The organism is Acidovorax kalamii (assembly GCF_002245625.1).
GTDB classification, from domain to species: Bacteria; Pseudomonadota; Gammaproteobacteria; order Burkholderiales; family Burkholderiaceae_C; genus Acidovorax; species Acidovorax kalamii.
Window position 1 is genome coordinate 110,526 of sequence record NZ_NOIG01000012.1, and the last position, 15,135, is coordinate 125,660.

Below are 15,135 nucleotides of genomic sequence, written 5' to 3' on the forward strand. Positions count from 1 at the left end.
CATGTCAGCCACCACCCTCACCCTGCTCCTGGCGGGCGCTGCCAACCTGCTGCCCGCGCTGTTCTTCATGTTCACCGCACTGGTGGGCAGCAACGGCATGAACTCCGCGCAGGGCGGACAGCTGCTGGGCACCCTGGCCGTGCTGCTGGTGCTGGGCTGGCTCGCTGCGCTGTGGCTGGCCCGCCACCTGGCGCACTGGTGCCAGGCACGCGGATGGTCCACCGTGGCCAGCGTGGCGGCCGCCAGCGGCGGTGCGGTGGTCACCTTCACCGTGCTCGCGCTGCTGTCCACCTTGGTGGCGCTGCTGTGGGTGGGGGCGTGAGCGGGCCGCGCTGCATCTGAAAGACCCAAGCAATCACGCCAGCAAAAAAACACTGAGGGACACACCACCATGCACCATCGCCTTCTCCCAACCCGGCGCCGCACCGCTCTCGCACTGCTCGCAGCATCCATGCTGCTGGCCGCAGGCACGCAGGCCGTACACGCCGCCGAACATTTCTGCGGCCAGCGCACCGCGCACCACATCGACAAGGCCCTGGGCGCCGCCTCTGAGCGCAGCGGCGGCGTGACGGTGGACTTGATCGATGCCCAGAACGCCGCCTACGCCGCCTGGGACAAAGAGCTGAATCGCATCTACGCCCAGGTGCTGAAAGCTGCTGGCCCCGGCCGGCGTGACACCCTGCGCGCAGCCCAGCGCGCCTGGCTGGCGTTTGACACCGCCCAGGGCCAGTGGGACAGCGCCGTGTTTGCCGACCAAGGCAGTTCGGCCGCGCTCAACATCGGCGGCGCTGCACTGGAGCGCCGACGCGCCCGCGTGTGCAAGCTGACTGAAGACCTGGACAGCCTGAAGGATTCGCAATGATGCGCCGCACCTGGCTGCAGCGCCTGCCCCTGTGGGCGGCCGTGTTGGCGCCATTGCTGCGCCCCACCGGAGCCCATGCGCAGGGCAACGCCCAAGTGTGGCTGCGCGTGCGCAACAGCAGCCAGGAGGCCTTCACCCATGTCTGGCAAGGCCTGCCGCAGCAGGGCACGGATGTGGACCTGGGCCCGCTGCTGCCGGGCGACACCAGCCGCTGGCACGCGCTGCCTGCCACGCTGGCGCACTACCGCAAGACCCGCATCCAGATCGGCCAGCGCCAGTTCACCCACGTAACCGACACCTCCTTCCCCGGTGGCCGCACCACGCTGGCGCCGGGCCACTACACCTTCACCTACACGCTCGAAGGCGGCGCGCTGCGCCTGACCGTGGCGGCGGAGCCCGGCGCCTCCGGCACCGACCGGTCACATCAAAAACAATAGCAACAAGCGCTTACCAGACGCGCGCAAAGGCCGAATTTCATTCAAGAAAGCCGCCCATGAACCCTCTCAGCACCCTGCACCCGGCCCGCATGGCGCGGCTCTCGGCCCTGGCGGCCGCGCTGCTGGCGTCGGCCTGCGGCGGCAGTGACACGAACACAGCCGAGCCGCCCGCGCCCGCCCCTGCGCCCATCCCGGGCAACGCCACCACGCCGGCACCCGCGCCGCAGCCAGGCAGCCCACCGGTGGCGCCTTCGCCCACATCGCCGTCGGCACCCGCACCAGCGCCCTTTCCGACACCGTCGCCAACGCCCGCACCCAGCCCTGCGCCCGCGCCCACCAGCCCGGCCTGGACGGTGGTATCGGTCAACACCACACTCGCGCCCCTGCCCATTGCCAGCGACCTCACCCCCAACCCTGGCCGGGGCTACCACCGCTGGCGCGCCAACCCGGCCGCCGTGCCGCTGGGCGATTCGGCGCCGCCGCTGGCCGCCTTCCAACGCTACCGCTGGAACGAGCTGGAGGGCGCCACGCCGGGCCAGTACACCCTCAGCAGCCTAGTGGCCGCACGCGATGCGGCGCGGGCGGCGGGGCAGCAGTTTGCGTTCCGCCTCCAGGCCATGCGCGGCTATGGCACCGAGACGCTGGACGTGCCCACCTACCTCTATGGCGCAGGCACGGCGCGCCCCGAATGCACCGCCCCCAACCCGGCCTGCGTGTGGGCAGCCCCCATGCCCACCACCGTGCCACCCACCCCGCCCACGCTGGTGCCCAACTGGAACCACCCCTACGTGCTGGCCCGCATGCAGGCGCTGCTGCAGGCGGTGGCGGCGGCGCTGGGCGACACGTCTGACCTCGCCTGGATCGATGTGGGCCTGTATGGCCAGTACGGCGAATGGGCGCAGAGCAGCACCAACGTGGTCTACACCCCGGCCGTGCAGGCGCAAGGCATCGAGGCAGCCACCAACGCCACCAAACGCAGCATTGCGCAGATGCACTTCTACGTGTTCCCACATGCGCAGCACGCGATGTTCATCCCCTACTCCAACCTCGATGCGCTGCAGTACGGGCTCTTCCAGCAGACCACCACCACGCTGCCCGTGGGCCTGCGCTGGGACTGCCTGGCCCAGGCGGGCTACATGAATCAGTGGACCAACCGCCCGGCCGACTGGGCACTGATTGCCGACCGCTGGAAAACCGCGCCCTGGGTGGCCGAGTTCTGCCCCTTTGGCCCCGGCAGCGCGCAAACCAACGCCGCCACGGCGCTGCAGCAGGTGCGCGACTTCCATGTGTCCACCGTGGGCAATGGCAACCTGAACGCGCCCTGGGCCAGCTTCTCGGCCAGCGAACAGGCCGACCTGGCGGCCGTGGGGCGCGAGGCGGGTTACCGCTTTGCGCTGGGGCCGGTCAGCGTCACCGCCCTGTCGGCCACCACGGTGCAGCTGCAGCTGCGGGTGGACAACACCGGCAACGCGCCGCTGTATGCGCCCTGGCAGCTGCAGGCCCAGCTGCGCAATGCCTCAGGCCAGGTGATGGACCAGCAGGTGCTGCTGAGCGCGGCCCAGGCGCGCGGCGTGCTGCCGGGCCAGCCCGCCCAGATCAGCACCCCCTGGACCCCGCCCAGTCTTCCCGCGGGCGACTACACCGTGCACCTGGCCTGGGTGCGCCAGCCCACGCTCGCGGCGCTGCCGCAGACGCTGCGCTGGAACATGGCCGGCATTGAAGCCGATGGCAGCGCGCGGCTGGTGACGCTGAGAAGGTAGCGGGAGGACGGCCGTCGAGCTGCCCTGCCTCAGCCGTGCTGCGTCAGCTGCGCTTGAGCAGGTGCGCGTGCACCGCACCAGCCTTGAGGTGCCGGTACAGCACCAGGCCACTCGGGGCCAGTTCTTCGTCGGTCCAGGCGCGGGGGGCTTCGAGGTAGATAAAACCCTCTGCGGCCACGGCCTTGGCGGCGGCCTGCAGGGCGGGGGCAAACAGGTCGCCGTCAAACGGCGGGTCGAGCAGCACCAGATCCACACTGGCGGGCGCGGCCTGCTTCAGCGCGGCCACGCCGTCGCCGCGCTGCACGCGCACGGCGCTGGCCTGCAGCTTGGCCTGCAGCACCTGCAGCTGGGCCACCAGCGCGGCATCACTTTCCACCAGCTGCACCGCCGCAGCGCCGCGCGATGCGGCTTCGAGCCCCAGCGCGCCCGTGCCCGCAAAGGCGTCCAGGCAGCGCCAGCCACTCAGGTCCTGGCCCAGCCAGTTGAACAGGGTTTCGCGCACGCGGTCGGGCGTGGGGCGCAGGCCGGGGCGCTGGGCCACGGGCAGGCGGGTGCGCTTCCACTGCCCGCCGATGATGCGGATTTCGCCCGCGCCCTTGGGGGCAGCAGCGGCGGCAGCGGGTTTGTCTTTGGCGCCTTTTTTGGGGGCCACGGGGGCCGCAGCGGCTGCGGCCTGGGCCTTGCGGATTTCAGCGGTGATGGCGCTGCCGCGCAGGGTCGATCGGCTCATGGCTGCTTACCTCCCACCACCACGGTGACCATGCGCTCGGGCTGCAGCTTTTTGGCCATGGCGGTGCGCACATCGGCCACCGTCAGGGCTTCGACCTTCTTCGTCCACTGGTCCAGGTAGTCGAGCGGCAGGTCGTTCCAGGCGATGTTGGCCACGTTGCCCAGCAGCTTTTTGTTGCTGTCGATGCGCAGCGCAAAGCCGCCGATGAGGTTGTCCTTGGCGGCGCGCAGCTCGGCCTCGGTGGGGCCTTCGGCCACAAAGCGGGCGATCACGTCGCGCGAGACCTGCACGGCCTGCGCCGCCTGGTCAGGCCGCGTCTGCAGGCCCACGGTGAAGGCGCCCGCGTGCAGGCCAGAGGCGAAGTAGCTGTAGACGCTGTACGAGAGCCCGCGTTTTTCGCGCACCTCGTTGGTCAGGCGCGAGACGAAACCGCCGCCACCCAGGATGTGGTTGCCCACCAGCAGCGGCACAAAGTCCGGGTCGCGGCGCTGAAAGCCGGGCTGGCCGATCAGCACATGGGCCTGGGCCGAGGTGAAGGGAATATTCTGTTCAACCGGCGCCGAGAGTGCGGCGATCTCGCCCACCGGTGGCAACGGCGCGCATCCTGTGCTGGCGGGCAGGCGTGACAGCAGCGTCGCCACCAGCGTCTGGGCCTGCGCGCGTGACACGGCGCCCACGATGCTGACCTTGGCGCGGCAGGGGGCGATGTGCTGGGCATGGAAGGCCTGCATGTCGGCCACGTTGATGCGCGCCAGGGTCTCCTCGCTGGTGCGCACGCCATACGGGTGGCTGCCGTACACGGCCGAGCCAAACGCATGGGCGGCCACGGTGGAGGGGCGGGTGAGCGACTCCTTGAGGCTGGCGCTCCAGCGTGCGCGGTCGCGCGGCCACACATCGGCCGGGAAGCTGGGTTCGCCGATCTGGCGCGCGGCCAGGCGGGCGGCCTTGTCGAGCAACGGCGGATCGGTGAGCGAGCGCAGCGTGTAGTGCAATGCGTCGTTGTCCGCAGAGGCCTCGAAGTTGGCGCCCAGGTCGGCCCAGGCTTCACCCAGGCCGTTTTCGTCCAGCGCGGGGGCACTGCCCTGCGCCTTCACGCCCTTGCTGGCCATCATGGCCACGGCGCTGGCCAGGCCCGACTGGCCCGCCGGGTCGCGGCGCGTGCCGGCGTCAAAGTCGATCTGCACGTCCACCATGGGGATGACGGGGCTTTCGACCAGGTACACCTTGGCGCCGTTCCCCTCCGTCCAGTGCTGGATGGGCAGCAGCGCCCAGGCAGAATTTGAGTAAAAAACGGCTCCTGCGCCCGCCAGCAAAGCGTGAGCCGCTATCTTTTTAATAGTAATCATGGGTGAGTGCGCAAATCGGTTTCAGTGGCGGGCAGCACCGGGCGCGGGCGACGCGCGGGGGCGGGGGGCGTCCAGTGGCTGGGGCAGCAGCGTGGCCACGGTGAGCTGGTCGTCACCAAAATATCTGGCGGCCACGGCCTGCACCTGGGCCGGCGTCACGGTGCGCAGCAGGGCCAACAGGCGCTCGTTGGCATCCAGCGGAAAACCCTGCACCCAGTTGCCGCCCAGCTCCTGCGCCTGGCTCATCACCGAGTCGCGCTCGTACACGGTGGAGGCAATCCACTGCGTTTTCACGCGGGTCAGCTCGGCCTCGCTCACACCATCGCGGGCCACACGGGCCACCTCGGCGCGCAGCGCGTCTTCCACCTGCTGGGCGGTCTTGCCTGCGGCGGGCACACCGCTGAGCATGAACAGGCTGGGCCCACGCCCCGTCACCATCGCGCTGCTGCTGGCGCTGTCGGCCACGCGGTTGTCGCCCTGGGTCAAGGCGCGGTCCAGCCGCGCGCCGTCGTAGCCGTTGAACACGGCCGACAGCACCATCAGCGCGAGCGCGTCGCGGTCGGCATCGGTGAGGTTGTCCACCCGGCGCAGGCTGGGCGCACGAAAGGCCAGCGCCACATAGGCCTGCTCGGCGGGAGCCTTGACGGCAATGCGGCGCAGGCCTTTTTGCTCGGGCTCCATGCGTGGCTTGCGCGCGGGCAGCGCGTGGGTGGGCAGGCTGCCGTAATACTTCTCGGCCAGCGCACGCACCTGGGCCACGTCCACATCACCCGCCACCACCACGGCGGCGTTGGTGGGGGTGTACCACTGGCGGTAGAAGGCACGCACGTCCTCGGGGGTCATCGCGTCCAGGTCGCTCATCCAGCCCACGATGGGGCGGCGGTAGGGCGCGGCGATGAAGGTGGTGGCAAACAGCTGCTCGGCCAGCATGGCGCGGGGCTGGTCTTCGGTGCGCAGGCGGCGCTCTTCCTTGACGACCTCGATCTCTTTCTTGAACTCGTCATCCGGCCACTGGTTGTTGGCAAACCGGTCGGATTCAAGCTTCATCACGTCTTCGAGCCGGTTGGACGGGATCTGCTGGTAGTAGCCCGTGTAGTCGCGGCTGGTGAAGGCGTTTTCGCGCCCGCCCAGGGCCGCCACGCGGCGCGAGAACTCGCCCGGCTGCAGCGTCTTGGTGCCCTTGAAGAGCATGTGCTCCAGCACATGGGCCACGCCGGTCACGCCGTCCACCTCGTCCATGGAGCCGACCCGCAGCCAGACCATGTGCACCGCCGTGGGGGCGCGCCGGTCGGGCTGCACGATGAGCTGCATGCCGTTTTTCAGCGTGAACTGCTGCGCACCTGACGCCGTGGCTGGGGCTGTCGCGGGTGCCACGGCAGGCGCTGCAGCGGGGGTTGTAGGCACCGGTGGCGTTGCCGCAAAGGCAGCCCCGCACGAGAGGCAGGCCATGAGGCCCAGGAGGTTGAAAGCGCGTTTCATAGAATGGAGTGATTCTAAGAACCCTCCAATGTTCAGTTTCTTCAAGAAAAAACCCGCCCCCACCGACGCGCCCGCCCCGGCCTCGCCGGTAGACGCCCAGGCGCCCGTTGCACCCGCACCCGTACCTGCCCCCACGCCTGCACCCGCCACACCCCCTGCCGCACAGCCCGCCCCGCCGGTGGCTGCGCCCGCCCCCTCGGGCTTTGGCTGGCTGCGCAACCCCTTTGCGGCCAAAACGCACGAGGCCGAGGCCCCACTGCCCGCAGCACCTGCCGCTGCGCCAGTGGCGGCACCCGTTGCAGAGCCCGTTGTGGTGCCCGTGGCGGTCCCCGCCGCCGCTGTGCCAGCAGTACCCTTTGCAGCGCCCACCGCGACACCAGCCATTGCCCCGGTGGCGCCAGTTGCGCCAACCCCTGCGCCCATCGCGCCCCCTGCCCCCCTGCCCCCTGTGGCTCCACCACCCGCCCCCGTGCCCCCGCCTGCAGCCGCAGTGCCCGCACCAGCCCCCGTGGCGGCCGAGCGCAAGGGCTGGCTCGATCGCCTGAAGGCCGGGCTGCGCAAGACCGGCAGCAGCATTGCCACCGTGTTCACCGGCACGCAGATCGACGATGCGCTGTATGAAGAGCTGGAAGAGGCCCTGCTGATGGCTGACACCGGCGTCAAGGCCACAGCCCACCTGCTGGCGGACCTCAAGCGCCGCGTGAAGGAGGCCAAGGCCACCGACCCCGCCGCCGTCAAGGGCTTGCTGGCCGACGCGCTGGCCGACCTGTTGCGCCCGCTCGAAAAAAGCCTGGTGATTGGCGAGCACACGCCCACCGTGATCATGGTGGCGGGCGTGAACGGCGCGGGCAAGACCACGTCGATCGGCAAACTCACCAAACATCTGGCAGACGAAGGCGCCGCCGTGCTGCTGGCCGCTGCAGACACCTTCCGCGCCGCTGCGCGCGAGCAGCTCGGTGTGTGGGCCGACCGCAACACGGTCGAGATCGTGAGCCAGGAAGGCGGCGACCCGGCTGCCGTGAGCTTTGATGCCGTCACGGCAGGCAAGGCGCGCGGCAAGGATGTGGTGCTGGTGGACACCGCCGGCCGCCTGCCCACGCAGCTGCACCTGATGGAAGAGCTGAAAAAGATCCGCCGCGTGGTGACCAAGGCCGACGCCACGGCACCCCACGAGGTGCTGCTGGTGATCGACGGCAACACGGGCCAGAACGCGCTGGCGCAGGTGCGCGCATTTGACGACGCGCTGCAGCTTACCGGCCTCGTCGTGACCAAGCTCGACGGCACAGCCAAGGGCGGCGTGCTGGCCGCGATTGCGCAGGAGCGCCCCATCCCCGTGTACTTCATCGGCGTGGGCGAAAAACTCGAAGACCTGGAAACCTTCAACGCCCGCGAGTTTGCGCAGGCTTTGTTGGCCTGAAGCCGCCTTCAACTGCCCCCCGGCGGGTCGCCCAACCGGGCCTGGTTCGACATCAAATGGCCCCATCCGGGGCCATTTTCAGTTTACGGATCGCAACAATTCCCCCATGATGGGCCTTCCCCAGGAAAAGCACGGAGGCCCATGTTCATTGAGCTGGTCAAAGGCGTTGCCTTGCTGTTGGCGCTGTGTTTTCTGCACGGCTTCAACATCCGCCTTTGGCGCCACCGCCCCCTGGTGGGCCAGTTTTTTTCGGGGCTGATTTTTGGCGGCATCTGCGTGGTGGGCATGCTCACCCCGGTGGTGCTCATGCCTGGCGTGATCTTTGATGCGCGCTCGGTCGTGCTCAGCATGGCGGGGCTGTTTGGCGGCCCCCTGGTGGCCTGCATTGCAGCGGCCATGGCCGCCACGGGGCGCCTGTGGCTGGGTGGCGCGGGGGCCGAGGTGGGCCTGATGGTGATTGCGCTGTGCACGGTGATGGGCCTGCTCTACCGCGAAGCGCGCGCACGCGCCAAGGTGGGTGTGCGGCCGGTGCCGCTGGCCGTGTTCGGGCTGCTGCTGCACCTGGCGGTGATCGCGGTGTTCCAGCTGCTGCCCGCTGTGGTGCTCCAGCGCGTCAACCAGACCCTGGCCCTGCCCTTCCTGCTCACCTTCACCCCCGCCACCGTGGTCCTGGGGCTGCTGCTGCGCGATGTGGAAGACCGCATGGCTACCGAACACGCACTGGCGGGCACCGCCGCGCGCCTGAAAGCCATCGCCCAGGCCATCCCCGACGTGCTGCTGGTGCTGGACGCACAGGGGCGCTATGTGGAAGTGCTTTCGCCAGACGATTCGGCGCTGTCGGCCAGCGCCCCCCAGCTCCTCGGCAAGCGCCTGCACGAGGTGCTGCCCGCCCCGCAGGCGGATCGTTTCATGGCGCTGATCCGCGACACCCTGCAATCGGGCCAGACCCACACCATCGAGTACGAGATGCAGACGCAGGCGGGACGGCGCGAGTTCGAGGGACGCGCGCAGCCCCTGGGCGTGAAGGTGGGTGGCCAGGCCGCCGTGGTGTTCCTGGCCCGCGACATCACGAAACGCAAGCAAGCCGAAAGCGCGCTGCGCGAGTCCGAGCTTCGCTTTCGTTCGCTGCTGCGCAATATCCCGTCCATCTCGGTGCAGGGCTATCTGGAAGACGGCACCACCAGCTACTGGAACAAGGCTTCCGAACACCTCTACGGCTACACCGCCGAAGAGGCGCTGGGCGCCAACCTGCTCGACCTCATCATCCCGCCGCCCATGCGCGAGGCCGTGCGCGCCCATGTGGCGCACATGTTCAAGACGGGAGAGGTCATCCCGGCGGGCGAGCTGCAGCTGCAGCGCAAGGACGGCTCGCCGGTGGATGTGTTCTCCAGCCACGCCTACATCCAGGTGCCCGGCCACCCACCGGAGATGTTCTGCATCGACATCGACATCTCGGGCCGCAAGGCCGCCGAAGACGAAGCACGCTACCTGGCGTTCTACGACGCGCTCACCCAGCTGCCCAACCGCCGCCTGCTGGTGGACCGGCTGCAGCAGGTGCTGGTCAACGGCGCGCGCTCGGGCCTGACCACGGCCGTGCTGTTTGTGGACCTGGACAACTTCAAGACCCTGAACGACACCCGGGGCCACGAGGTGGGCGACCTGCTGCTCAAGGAGGTGGCCCAGCGCCTGCGCGGTTGCGTGCGCGAGCAGGACACCGTGGCCCGCCTGGGCGGCGACGAGTTTGTGGTGGTGCTGCAGAACCTGAGCAGCGACCCCACCGAAGCCGCCGCCCAGACCCGCACCCTGGGCGAGCTGATCCTGGCCCAGCTGCGCCAGCCGTATGACCTGGCCGGGCACGAGCACCATTTTTCGGCCAGCATCGGCGCCACCTTGCTGCGCCACCACCGCGACTCGGTGGACGAAGTGCTCAAGCAGGCCGACATGGCCATGTACCGCGCCAAGGACGCGGGGCGCAACACCCTGCGCTTTTTTGACCCCGACATGCAGCAGGCCGTGAACCGCCGCGCACTGCTGGAGACCGAGCTGCACAACGGCCTGCGCCAGGCGCAGTTTCTGCTGCTGTACCAGCCGCAGGTGGACAGCCGGGGCCACATCACCGGCGCCGAGGCCCTGGTGCGCTGGCGCCACCCGGTGCACGGCATGGTGTCGCCCGCCGAATTCATACCGCTGGCCGAAGAATCGGGCCTGATCCTGCCGCTGGGCCACTGGGTCATGGAAACCGCCCTGCGCCAGCAGGCCCGCTGGCGGCACGAGCCGCACTTCGCCCACCTCAGCCTCGCCATCAACGTGAGTGCGCGCCAGTTCCTGCAGGAAGACTTTGTGGCCCAGGTGCTGGCACTGCTGCAGAGCACGGGGGCCGACCCTGCTCAGATCAAGCTGGAGCTGACCGAAAGCCTGCTGCTGGACAACGTGGACAACGTCATCGCCACCATGCAAGCCCTCAAGGCCCATGGCCTGGGTTTCTCCCTGGACGACTTTGGCACCGGCTACTCGTCGCTGAGCTACCTCAAGCGCCTGCCGCTGGACCAGATCAAGATCGACCAGGGTTTTGTGCGCGACGTGCTGCTGGACCCGAGCGATGCCGCCATTGCGCGATCCATCATCGGGCTGGCGGGCAGCCTGGGCCTGGACGTGATCGCCGAGGGCGTGGAAACCACCGAGCACCACCAGTTCCTGCTATCGCACGGCTGCCAGGCTTTCCAGGGCTACCTGTTCGGCCGCCCGCTGGCGCTGGAGGACTTCGAGCGCCAGGTGCTGCAGGCTAGATAGCCCCCGAGTCTTCGCGCGCCCCGCGGCCCTGCCCGCACCAGGGTCAATCAAGTTCTTGCCCCCGCTGGCCGATATCTCCTTGTGGCAACCGCGGAGGTGTCCCATGAAGATCGAATCATCCGCCCTGCAGATGCAGGCCCAGCACGCCGCGACACGCGTGCACACCCAAAGCAGCCGCTTTGAAGCATGGGTGGGCGACCGCCGCCCCGCCAACGCATCCAACACCGCCCGAGCGGCCCCGGCGGTCCAGATCTCCAGCGCCGCCCGCCTGGCCCAGGCTGCGCAGGCCCGCCAGGCCACCCAGATGGCCACCACCACGGCCACCGAGGCCACCACCGCCCCCAGTGAAACCGACGCCGATGAAGGCCTCACACCCCAGCTCGCCCTGATGCGCGACCTCATCGCACTCATGACCGGCGTGCGGGTGCGCGTCTATACCGGACAGGGCTCCTCGGCCGAAGCGCCCACCCCGCCCCAGCGCCCCGCGCAAGCCCAGGCAGACTCCGCCCCCGGGCGCCAACGCGCCGGATTTGGCCTGGTCTATGAACAGCGCGAGGTCATCGAAGAAACCGAACGCACCCAGTTCAGCGCCCAGGGCGTGGTGCGCACCGCCGACGGGCGCGAGATCCGATTCACCCTGCAGCTCGATATGCAGCGCAGCTACCGCCAGGAATCCTCGTTCAGCCTGCGCCTGGGCGACGCCACCGCCATCGATCCCCTGGTGATCAACTTCGACGGCACCGCCGCCCAGCTGCAAGACCAACGTTTTTCTTTCGACCTGAACGGCGACGGCGAAGCCGAAAACGTGCCCCTGCTGGCAGGCAACCGGGGCTATCTGGCGCTGGACACCAACCAGAACGCGCTCATCGACAACGGCCTGGAACTCTTCGGCCCCGGCACCGGCAATGGCTTTGCCGAGCTGGCCCGGCACGACACCGACGGCAACGGCTGGATCGACGAAGCCGACCCTGTCTACCAACAACTGCGCGTGTGGACCCCGAGTGCCGACGGCACCGGCCGCCTGCAAACCCTGGCCGAACTCGGCGTGGGCGCCGTGCAGACCGCCGCATCGGCCACCACCCCGTTTGCCCTGCGCACCGCTGACAACACCTCCCTGGGCGCCGTGCGCTCCACGAGCGTGTACCTGCGCGAGGACGGAGGGGTGGGGACGGTGCAGCAGATTGACTTGAGTGTGTAAATCAGCCAAGGGGTTGGCGGGCGCACGCCCCCAACCCCGGGCCCGAACAACTGGGCGATGCCCAACCCGCCGTCAGGCCGACACCACGGGGTGGGCCACTTGCGCGTCCACCCAGTCGGCATACTCCGCCGAACCCTGCAGCGTCTGCACCACCAGCTGCGGAAGCACGTAAGGATGGTGCGCTCGCACGAGAGCCAGCAAGGGATGAAGGGCCCGGGGTGCGGTTTTGCACACCAACCGAAACTCGCGGTCCTCCTGCTGCGCGCCCTGCCAGCGGAAATAGGCTGTGATCGGCTCCACCTGCACACAGGCAGCCAGCCGGGCCTGCAGAACCTGCTGCACCAACTGCCGCGCCTCGGCCTCGCTGGCCACGGTGGTGGTGAGAACTGTGATATCGCAAAGTGCAGTCGGCTCGGTCATGCGCGTCTCCCAAAGGCGTTGGGCGGTGCAGTCTGCCATGGCGGCAGGGGCAATGCCAGCGCCGAAACCAACCACACCGAAAGCATGAAAAGACAGCTCCGTTTGTCGCAACAATCGACAGAATTTGGCGCGACGGTGCGCGGAACCATGAGTTTTCTGCCTGCTCAGATACCGGGCAGATGTCTGAAGTTGGATGACCTCACTGATAAAAACCTTTTTGAATCAACAATTTACATAACAACCCGGTGTTTGCGCGCCTGTCACCCAAAACAAACGCTCCGGCTGTCGGTATGCGCTGAGTGTTGTACTGCCGAATTCGAGAAATCAACGACTTGGAACAACACGGGGGGCCTACCTTTGTACTTTTTATTCCTTCAGTGCTGTACTTTCCCGGGCGTTTCTCACTGAGTCTTGTATTTTTTTCCAGCCGGGCTGCTTGGCGCGCCATCAGCTCAGGATCTTTCTACTCAGGGCCGCACTTAAACGCTTGACGCAAAGAACAGCGTTTTGGCCAAGCGGCGCCCACAGGCTTGTTCCAGTCAGTCGCAGCCGACGTTATGAACGGTCAGCATGATCGCTACCGGCCTTCACAGGGTAGTTGCAGTTTGACGGCTGGCCATCAACCCGTCGTGCTCACAGTTGAAACACAGGGGCCGGTATGTGACCCGTGATTGCGCAAGGGGCTATCGACTCTGTGCATACGCGTGGAGCGCGTTCTTCACTTCATCTCAACGGTTTGCTGGTTGCCCGGACCGCGCGTACTGCCTGGGCGACTGCCCCACATGCCGACTGAAGGCCGTACTGAACGTACTGGTGGACGCATAACCGACCCGCTCGGCAACCTGGGCGATGCCCAGACCCTTGCGACGCAAGAGGTCCCGTGCAATCTCCATGCGCCAGGCAAGCAAGTACTCCATGGGAGCCACGCCGACTATTCGGGTGAACCGATCAAAGAACGCTGAGCGAGACAGCGCAGCCAAGGGTGCAAGCTGCGCCACGGTCCAGGTGTGATCGATCCGGGCATGCATCTGCTTCAGGGCCGGCGCCAACCGCTCGTCACCCAGGCCCCGCAGCATGCCCGAGGGCGCATTGCGCGAGGTTGTCGAACGCATGGCTTCGATCAGCATCATCTCGACCAGCCGCGACAGCATGAACTCATGCCCGGGACTCTGCTCGGTGTACTCTTCGCCAACCATCTGAACCAGTTGAGCCAGACGCATGGAACCCTGGACATGGACAAGCTCCGGCAGCAGAGACACCAAGAGTTTGGGGTCAGCAGCGTCGAACAGGAATGCCCCACCCAGTGAACGCATGTCCGCTTCCCCGGTCCTGTCGCCATACCGAACCTCGCCCTGTTTCCCGACTGCATTCGGGTCGAGGTGAACAGGGGCCGCTGGGCTTAGGCTGGAGATCGTGAATGCGGGGGTCGTCGGCAGAAGGACGAAGTCCCCAGCGCAAAGGGTGACCGCCTCGTGCCCATCCACGGCAAGCATGCAGCTGCCCGCCAGCATGATGCAGAAGCTGGACTGACCGTAAGCAGCAAATCGGACGGCCCAGTCCCCCTTGCCACTGATGGGGTTGGCAAATACGGCGCGCGGCTGCAACAGCTTCACGACTTCAGTCAGCGGATCACTCATCGGCGAAATGGATGTTTGCCAAACACCTGGCAATTCTGATGCATAGGGAGTCCGGCAAGCCAATTCACGATTCGTTGTCCTGGCTGGAACTCGATGCCAGGCAAAGCAGCCCGCACCGGCGCATGGCCGGCCAGGGCACGCAATTGGCGAAGGACTCGCGGGTCAATGCCGTTTTGCGTTGGCGAGCGCCACGGCATCCGCACCAGCGGCGAAATGCAGGCGGTCCGTCGTATCGTTGGCGGCTTGCCAGACTACTTCGGCAACGTCGGTCTCGGAGGTCACCGGCCCGGGATTGGCAAATGCCGCAAAGATGGGTTCAGCGAACGGCTTGTAGGCATCAGGAATCAGGCCCTGCATGCGCTGCCCTCCGTTCTCGGTGAAGCGGGTGCCGGGACCGTAGCCGGGCTCGACCAGCTTGATGCGGATGTCGAAGGCCCCCAACTCATGAGCCACTGAACCGGAGAGGCCTTCGATGGCTGTTTTGCTGGCGGTGTAGATGCCCGCCAGTGGGAAGGATGCGAGCGTGGTGCTTGAAGTCACGTTGACGATCACGCCCGCCTTACGTTCGCGAAACTGCGGTATGACGGCCTGCATCATGGACATGACACCAAAGGTATTCGTGTCGAACACTTCACGGGCAATCGCCAGCGAAGTGGCCTCGAACGCGCCGACGACGCCGATCCCGGCGTTGTTGACGAGTACGTCGATGGGGCCGGCAGCGTGGAGGGCCGAGACGATGCTGTCTTGGCTGGTCACATCCAGCGGGATCACGCGCATGCGCTCCGATTGGGGCAGCAGATTCACGTTCGGTCTGCGCATGGTGGCGATGACGTTCCAGCCCATGGCATGGAAGTGACGAGCGGTGGCCAGGCCATAGCCAGAGGAACAGCCTGTGATGAGTACGGTCTTCATGATGAGTCCAGGTGGTGAGTTGCGGTGACGTAACGATAGACCGCAAGCGCAGGACCATCTACACAAGATAGTCCGACTTTGTTTTGCCATCGTCCATTTCTCCCTGATTCGGTTTTTGTGCACGCGCCCCAAGGAGGTGGTTCGCGC

13 protein-coding genes are annotated in these 15,135 nt (G+C 67.4%); 7 read left to right on the top strand and 6 right to left on the bottom strand.

Features of this window, described 5'->3' with window-relative positions; all coding sequences use genetic code 11:
- Nucleotide 1 precedes the first annotated feature (1 nt).
- The 4 genes from CBY09_RS20010 (at nucleotide 2) to CBY09_RS20025 (ending at nucleotide 3,059) form a co-directional block, all read left to right on the top strand.
- The gene (locus CBY09_RS20010; RefSeq protein WP_094291327.1) at nucleotides 2-322 is read left to right on the top strand and encodes a hypothetical protein; all 321 of its coding nucleotides are present in this window, start codon (nucleotides 2-4) and stop codon (nucleotides 320-322) included.
- Nucleotides 323-391: 69 nt separating this feature from the next.
- Complete coding sequence (locus CBY09_RS20015; protein WP_094291328.1) at nucleotides 392-862, top strand: lysozyme inhibitor LprI family protein; 471 nt, start codon at nucleotides 392-394, stop codon at nucleotides 860-862.
- A complete protein-coding gene (locus CBY09_RS20020; protein ID WP_094291329.1) occupies nucleotides 859-1,299 on the top strand; it encodes a hypothetical protein in 441 nt (146 codons plus the stop codon). The genes CBY09_RS20015 and CBY09_RS20020 overlap by 4 nt, the downstream gene beginning before the upstream one ends.
- Nucleotides 1,300-1,355: 56 nt before the next feature.
- Entirely contained in the window at nucleotides 1,356-3,059 is a 1,704-nt protein-coding gene (locus CBY09_RS20025; RefSeq protein ID WP_094291330.1) for a DUF4832 domain-containing protein, read from the top strand.
- A 43-nt stretch (nucleotides 3,060-3,102) separates the two neighbouring features.
- On the opposite strand, the gene rsmD is transcribed toward CBY09_RS20025, so the two are convergent.
- Genes rsmD through CBY09_RS20040 form a run of 3 tightly spaced genes read right to left on the bottom strand, consistent with a single transcriptional unit; the run spans nucleotide 3,103 to nucleotide 6,614 of the window.
- A complete protein-coding gene (rsmD, locus tag CBY09_RS20030) occupies nucleotides 3,103-3,789 on the bottom strand; it encodes a 16S rRNA (guanine(966)-N(2))-methyltransferase RsmD (RefSeq protein WP_094291331.1) in 687 nt (228 codons plus the stop codon).
- Nucleotides 3,786-5,135 carry a M16 family metallopeptidase gene (locus CBY09_RS20035; RefSeq protein WP_094291332.1) on the bottom strand — a complete coding sequence of 450 codons (1,350 nt, stop codon included), beginning with the start codon at nucleotides 5,133-5,135 and terminating at the stop codon, nucleotides 3,786-3,788. The genes rsmD and CBY09_RS20035 overlap by 4 nt, the downstream gene beginning before the upstream one ends.
- Nucleotides 5,136-5,156: 21 nt before the next feature.
- Entirely contained in the window at nucleotides 5,157-6,614 is a 1,458-nt protein-coding gene (locus CBY09_RS20040; protein WP_094291333.1) for a M16 family metallopeptidase, read from the bottom strand.
- A gap of 28 nt (nucleotides 6,615-6,642) precedes the next feature.
- Here CBY09_RS20040 and ftsY point away from each other — a divergent pair, with 28 nt between their 5' ends.
- From ftsY to CBY09_RS20055, 3 genes are all read left to right on the top strand, one after another.
- Complete coding sequence (gene ftsY, locus CBY09_RS20045) at nucleotides 6,643-8,031, top strand: signal recognition particle-docking protein FtsY (RefSeq protein ID WP_094291334.1); 1,389 nt, start codon at nucleotides 6,643-6,645, stop codon at nucleotides 8,029-8,031.
- Nucleotides 8,032-8,172: 141 nt separating this feature from the next.
- A complete protein-coding gene (locus tag CBY09_RS20050) occupies nucleotides 8,173-10,821 on the top strand; it encodes an EAL domain-containing protein (protein ID WP_094291335.1) in 2,649 nt (882 codons plus the stop codon).
- Nucleotides 10,822-10,924: 103 nt separating this feature from the next.
- On the top strand, nucleotides 10,925-12,019 hold the full coding sequence (locus CBY09_RS20055) for a hypothetical protein (protein ID WP_094291336.1): 1,095 nt from the start codon (nucleotides 10,925-10,927) through the stop codon (nucleotides 12,017-12,019).
- Between the two features lie 72 nt (nucleotides 12,020-12,091).
- Here CBY09_RS20055 and cutA read toward each other — a convergent pair whose 3' ends face one another.
- The 3 genes from cutA to CBY09_RS20070 form a co-directional block, all read right to left on the bottom strand.
- Nucleotides 12,092-12,439, bottom strand: coding sequence for a divalent-cation tolerance protein CutA (gene cutA / locus CBY09_RS20060; RefSeq protein ID WP_094291494.1), 348 nt, complete (start codon nucleotides 12,437-12,439; stop codon nucleotides 12,092-12,094).
- A 728-nt stretch (nucleotides 12,440-13,167) separates the two neighbouring features.
- Nucleotides 13,168-14,076, bottom strand: a complete 909-nt coding sequence (locus tag CBY09_RS20065; protein ID WP_094291337.1) for an AraC family transcriptional regulator — start codon at nucleotides 14,074-14,076, stop codon at nucleotides 13,168-13,170.
- Between the two features lie 162 nt (nucleotides 14,077-14,238).
- Entirely contained in the window at nucleotides 14,239-14,988 is a 750-nt protein-coding gene (locus tag CBY09_RS20070; RefSeq protein ID WP_094291338.1) for an SDR family oxidoreductase, read from the bottom strand.
- Between the last annotated feature and the right edge of the window lie 147 nt (nucleotides 14,989-15,135).

What these genes read in the sequence shown, in the direction of transcription:
- CBY09_RS20015 (WP_094291328.1), top strand. Translation starts at nt 392, where the DNA reads ATGCACCATCGCCTTCTCCCAACCCGGCGCCGCACCGCTCTCGCACTG.
- CBY09_RS20040 (WP_094291333.1), bottom strand. Translation starts at nt 6,614, where the DNA reads ATGAAACGCGCTTTCAACCTCCTGGGCCTCATGGCCTGCCTCTCGTGC.
- CBY09_RS20035 (WP_094291332.1), bottom strand. Translation starts at nt 5,135, where the DNA reads ATGATTACTATTAAAAAGATAGCGGCTCACGCTTTGCTGGCGGGCGCA.
- rsmD (WP_094291331.1), bottom strand. Translation starts at nt 3,789, where the DNA reads ATGAGCCGATCGACCCTGCGCGGCAGCGCCATCACCGCTGAAATCCGC.
- CBY09_RS20010 (WP_094291327.1), top strand. Translation starts at nt 2, where the DNA reads ATGTCAGCCACCACCCTCACCCTGCTCCTGGCGGGCGCTGCCAACCTG.
- CBY09_RS20025 (WP_094291330.1), top strand. Translation starts at nt 1,356, where the DNA reads ATGAACCCTCTCAGCACCCTGCACCCGGCCCGCATGGCGCGGCTCTCG.
- cutA (WP_094291494.1), bottom strand. Translation starts at nt 12,439, where the DNA reads ATGACCGAGCCGACTGCACTTTGCGATATCACAGTTCTCACCACCACC.
- CBY09_RS20065 (WP_094291337.1), bottom strand. Translation starts at nt 14,076, where the DNA reads ATGAGTGATCCGCTGACTGAAGTCGTGAAGCTGTTGCAGCCGCGCGCC.
- CBY09_RS20055 (WP_094291336.1), top strand. Translation starts at nt 10,925, where the DNA reads ATGAAGATCGAATCATCCGCCCTGCAGATGCAGGCCCAGCACGCCGCG.
- CBY09_RS20050 (WP_094291335.1), top strand. Translation starts at nt 8,173, where the DNA reads ATGTTCATTGAGCTGGTCAAAGGCGTTGCCTTGCTGTTGGCGCTGTGT.
- CBY09_RS20070 (WP_094291338.1), bottom strand. Translation starts at nt 14,988, where the DNA reads ATGAAGACCGTACTCATCACAGGCTGTTCCTCTGGCTATGGCCTGGCC.
- CBY09_RS20020 (WP_094291329.1), top strand. Translation starts at nt 859, where the DNA reads ATGATGCGCCGCACCTGGCTGCAGCGCCTGCCCCTGTGGGCGGCCGTG.
- ftsY (WP_094291334.1), top strand. Translation starts at nt 6,643, where the DNA reads ATGTTCAGTTTCTTCAAGAAAAAACCCGCCCCCACCGACGCGCCCGCC.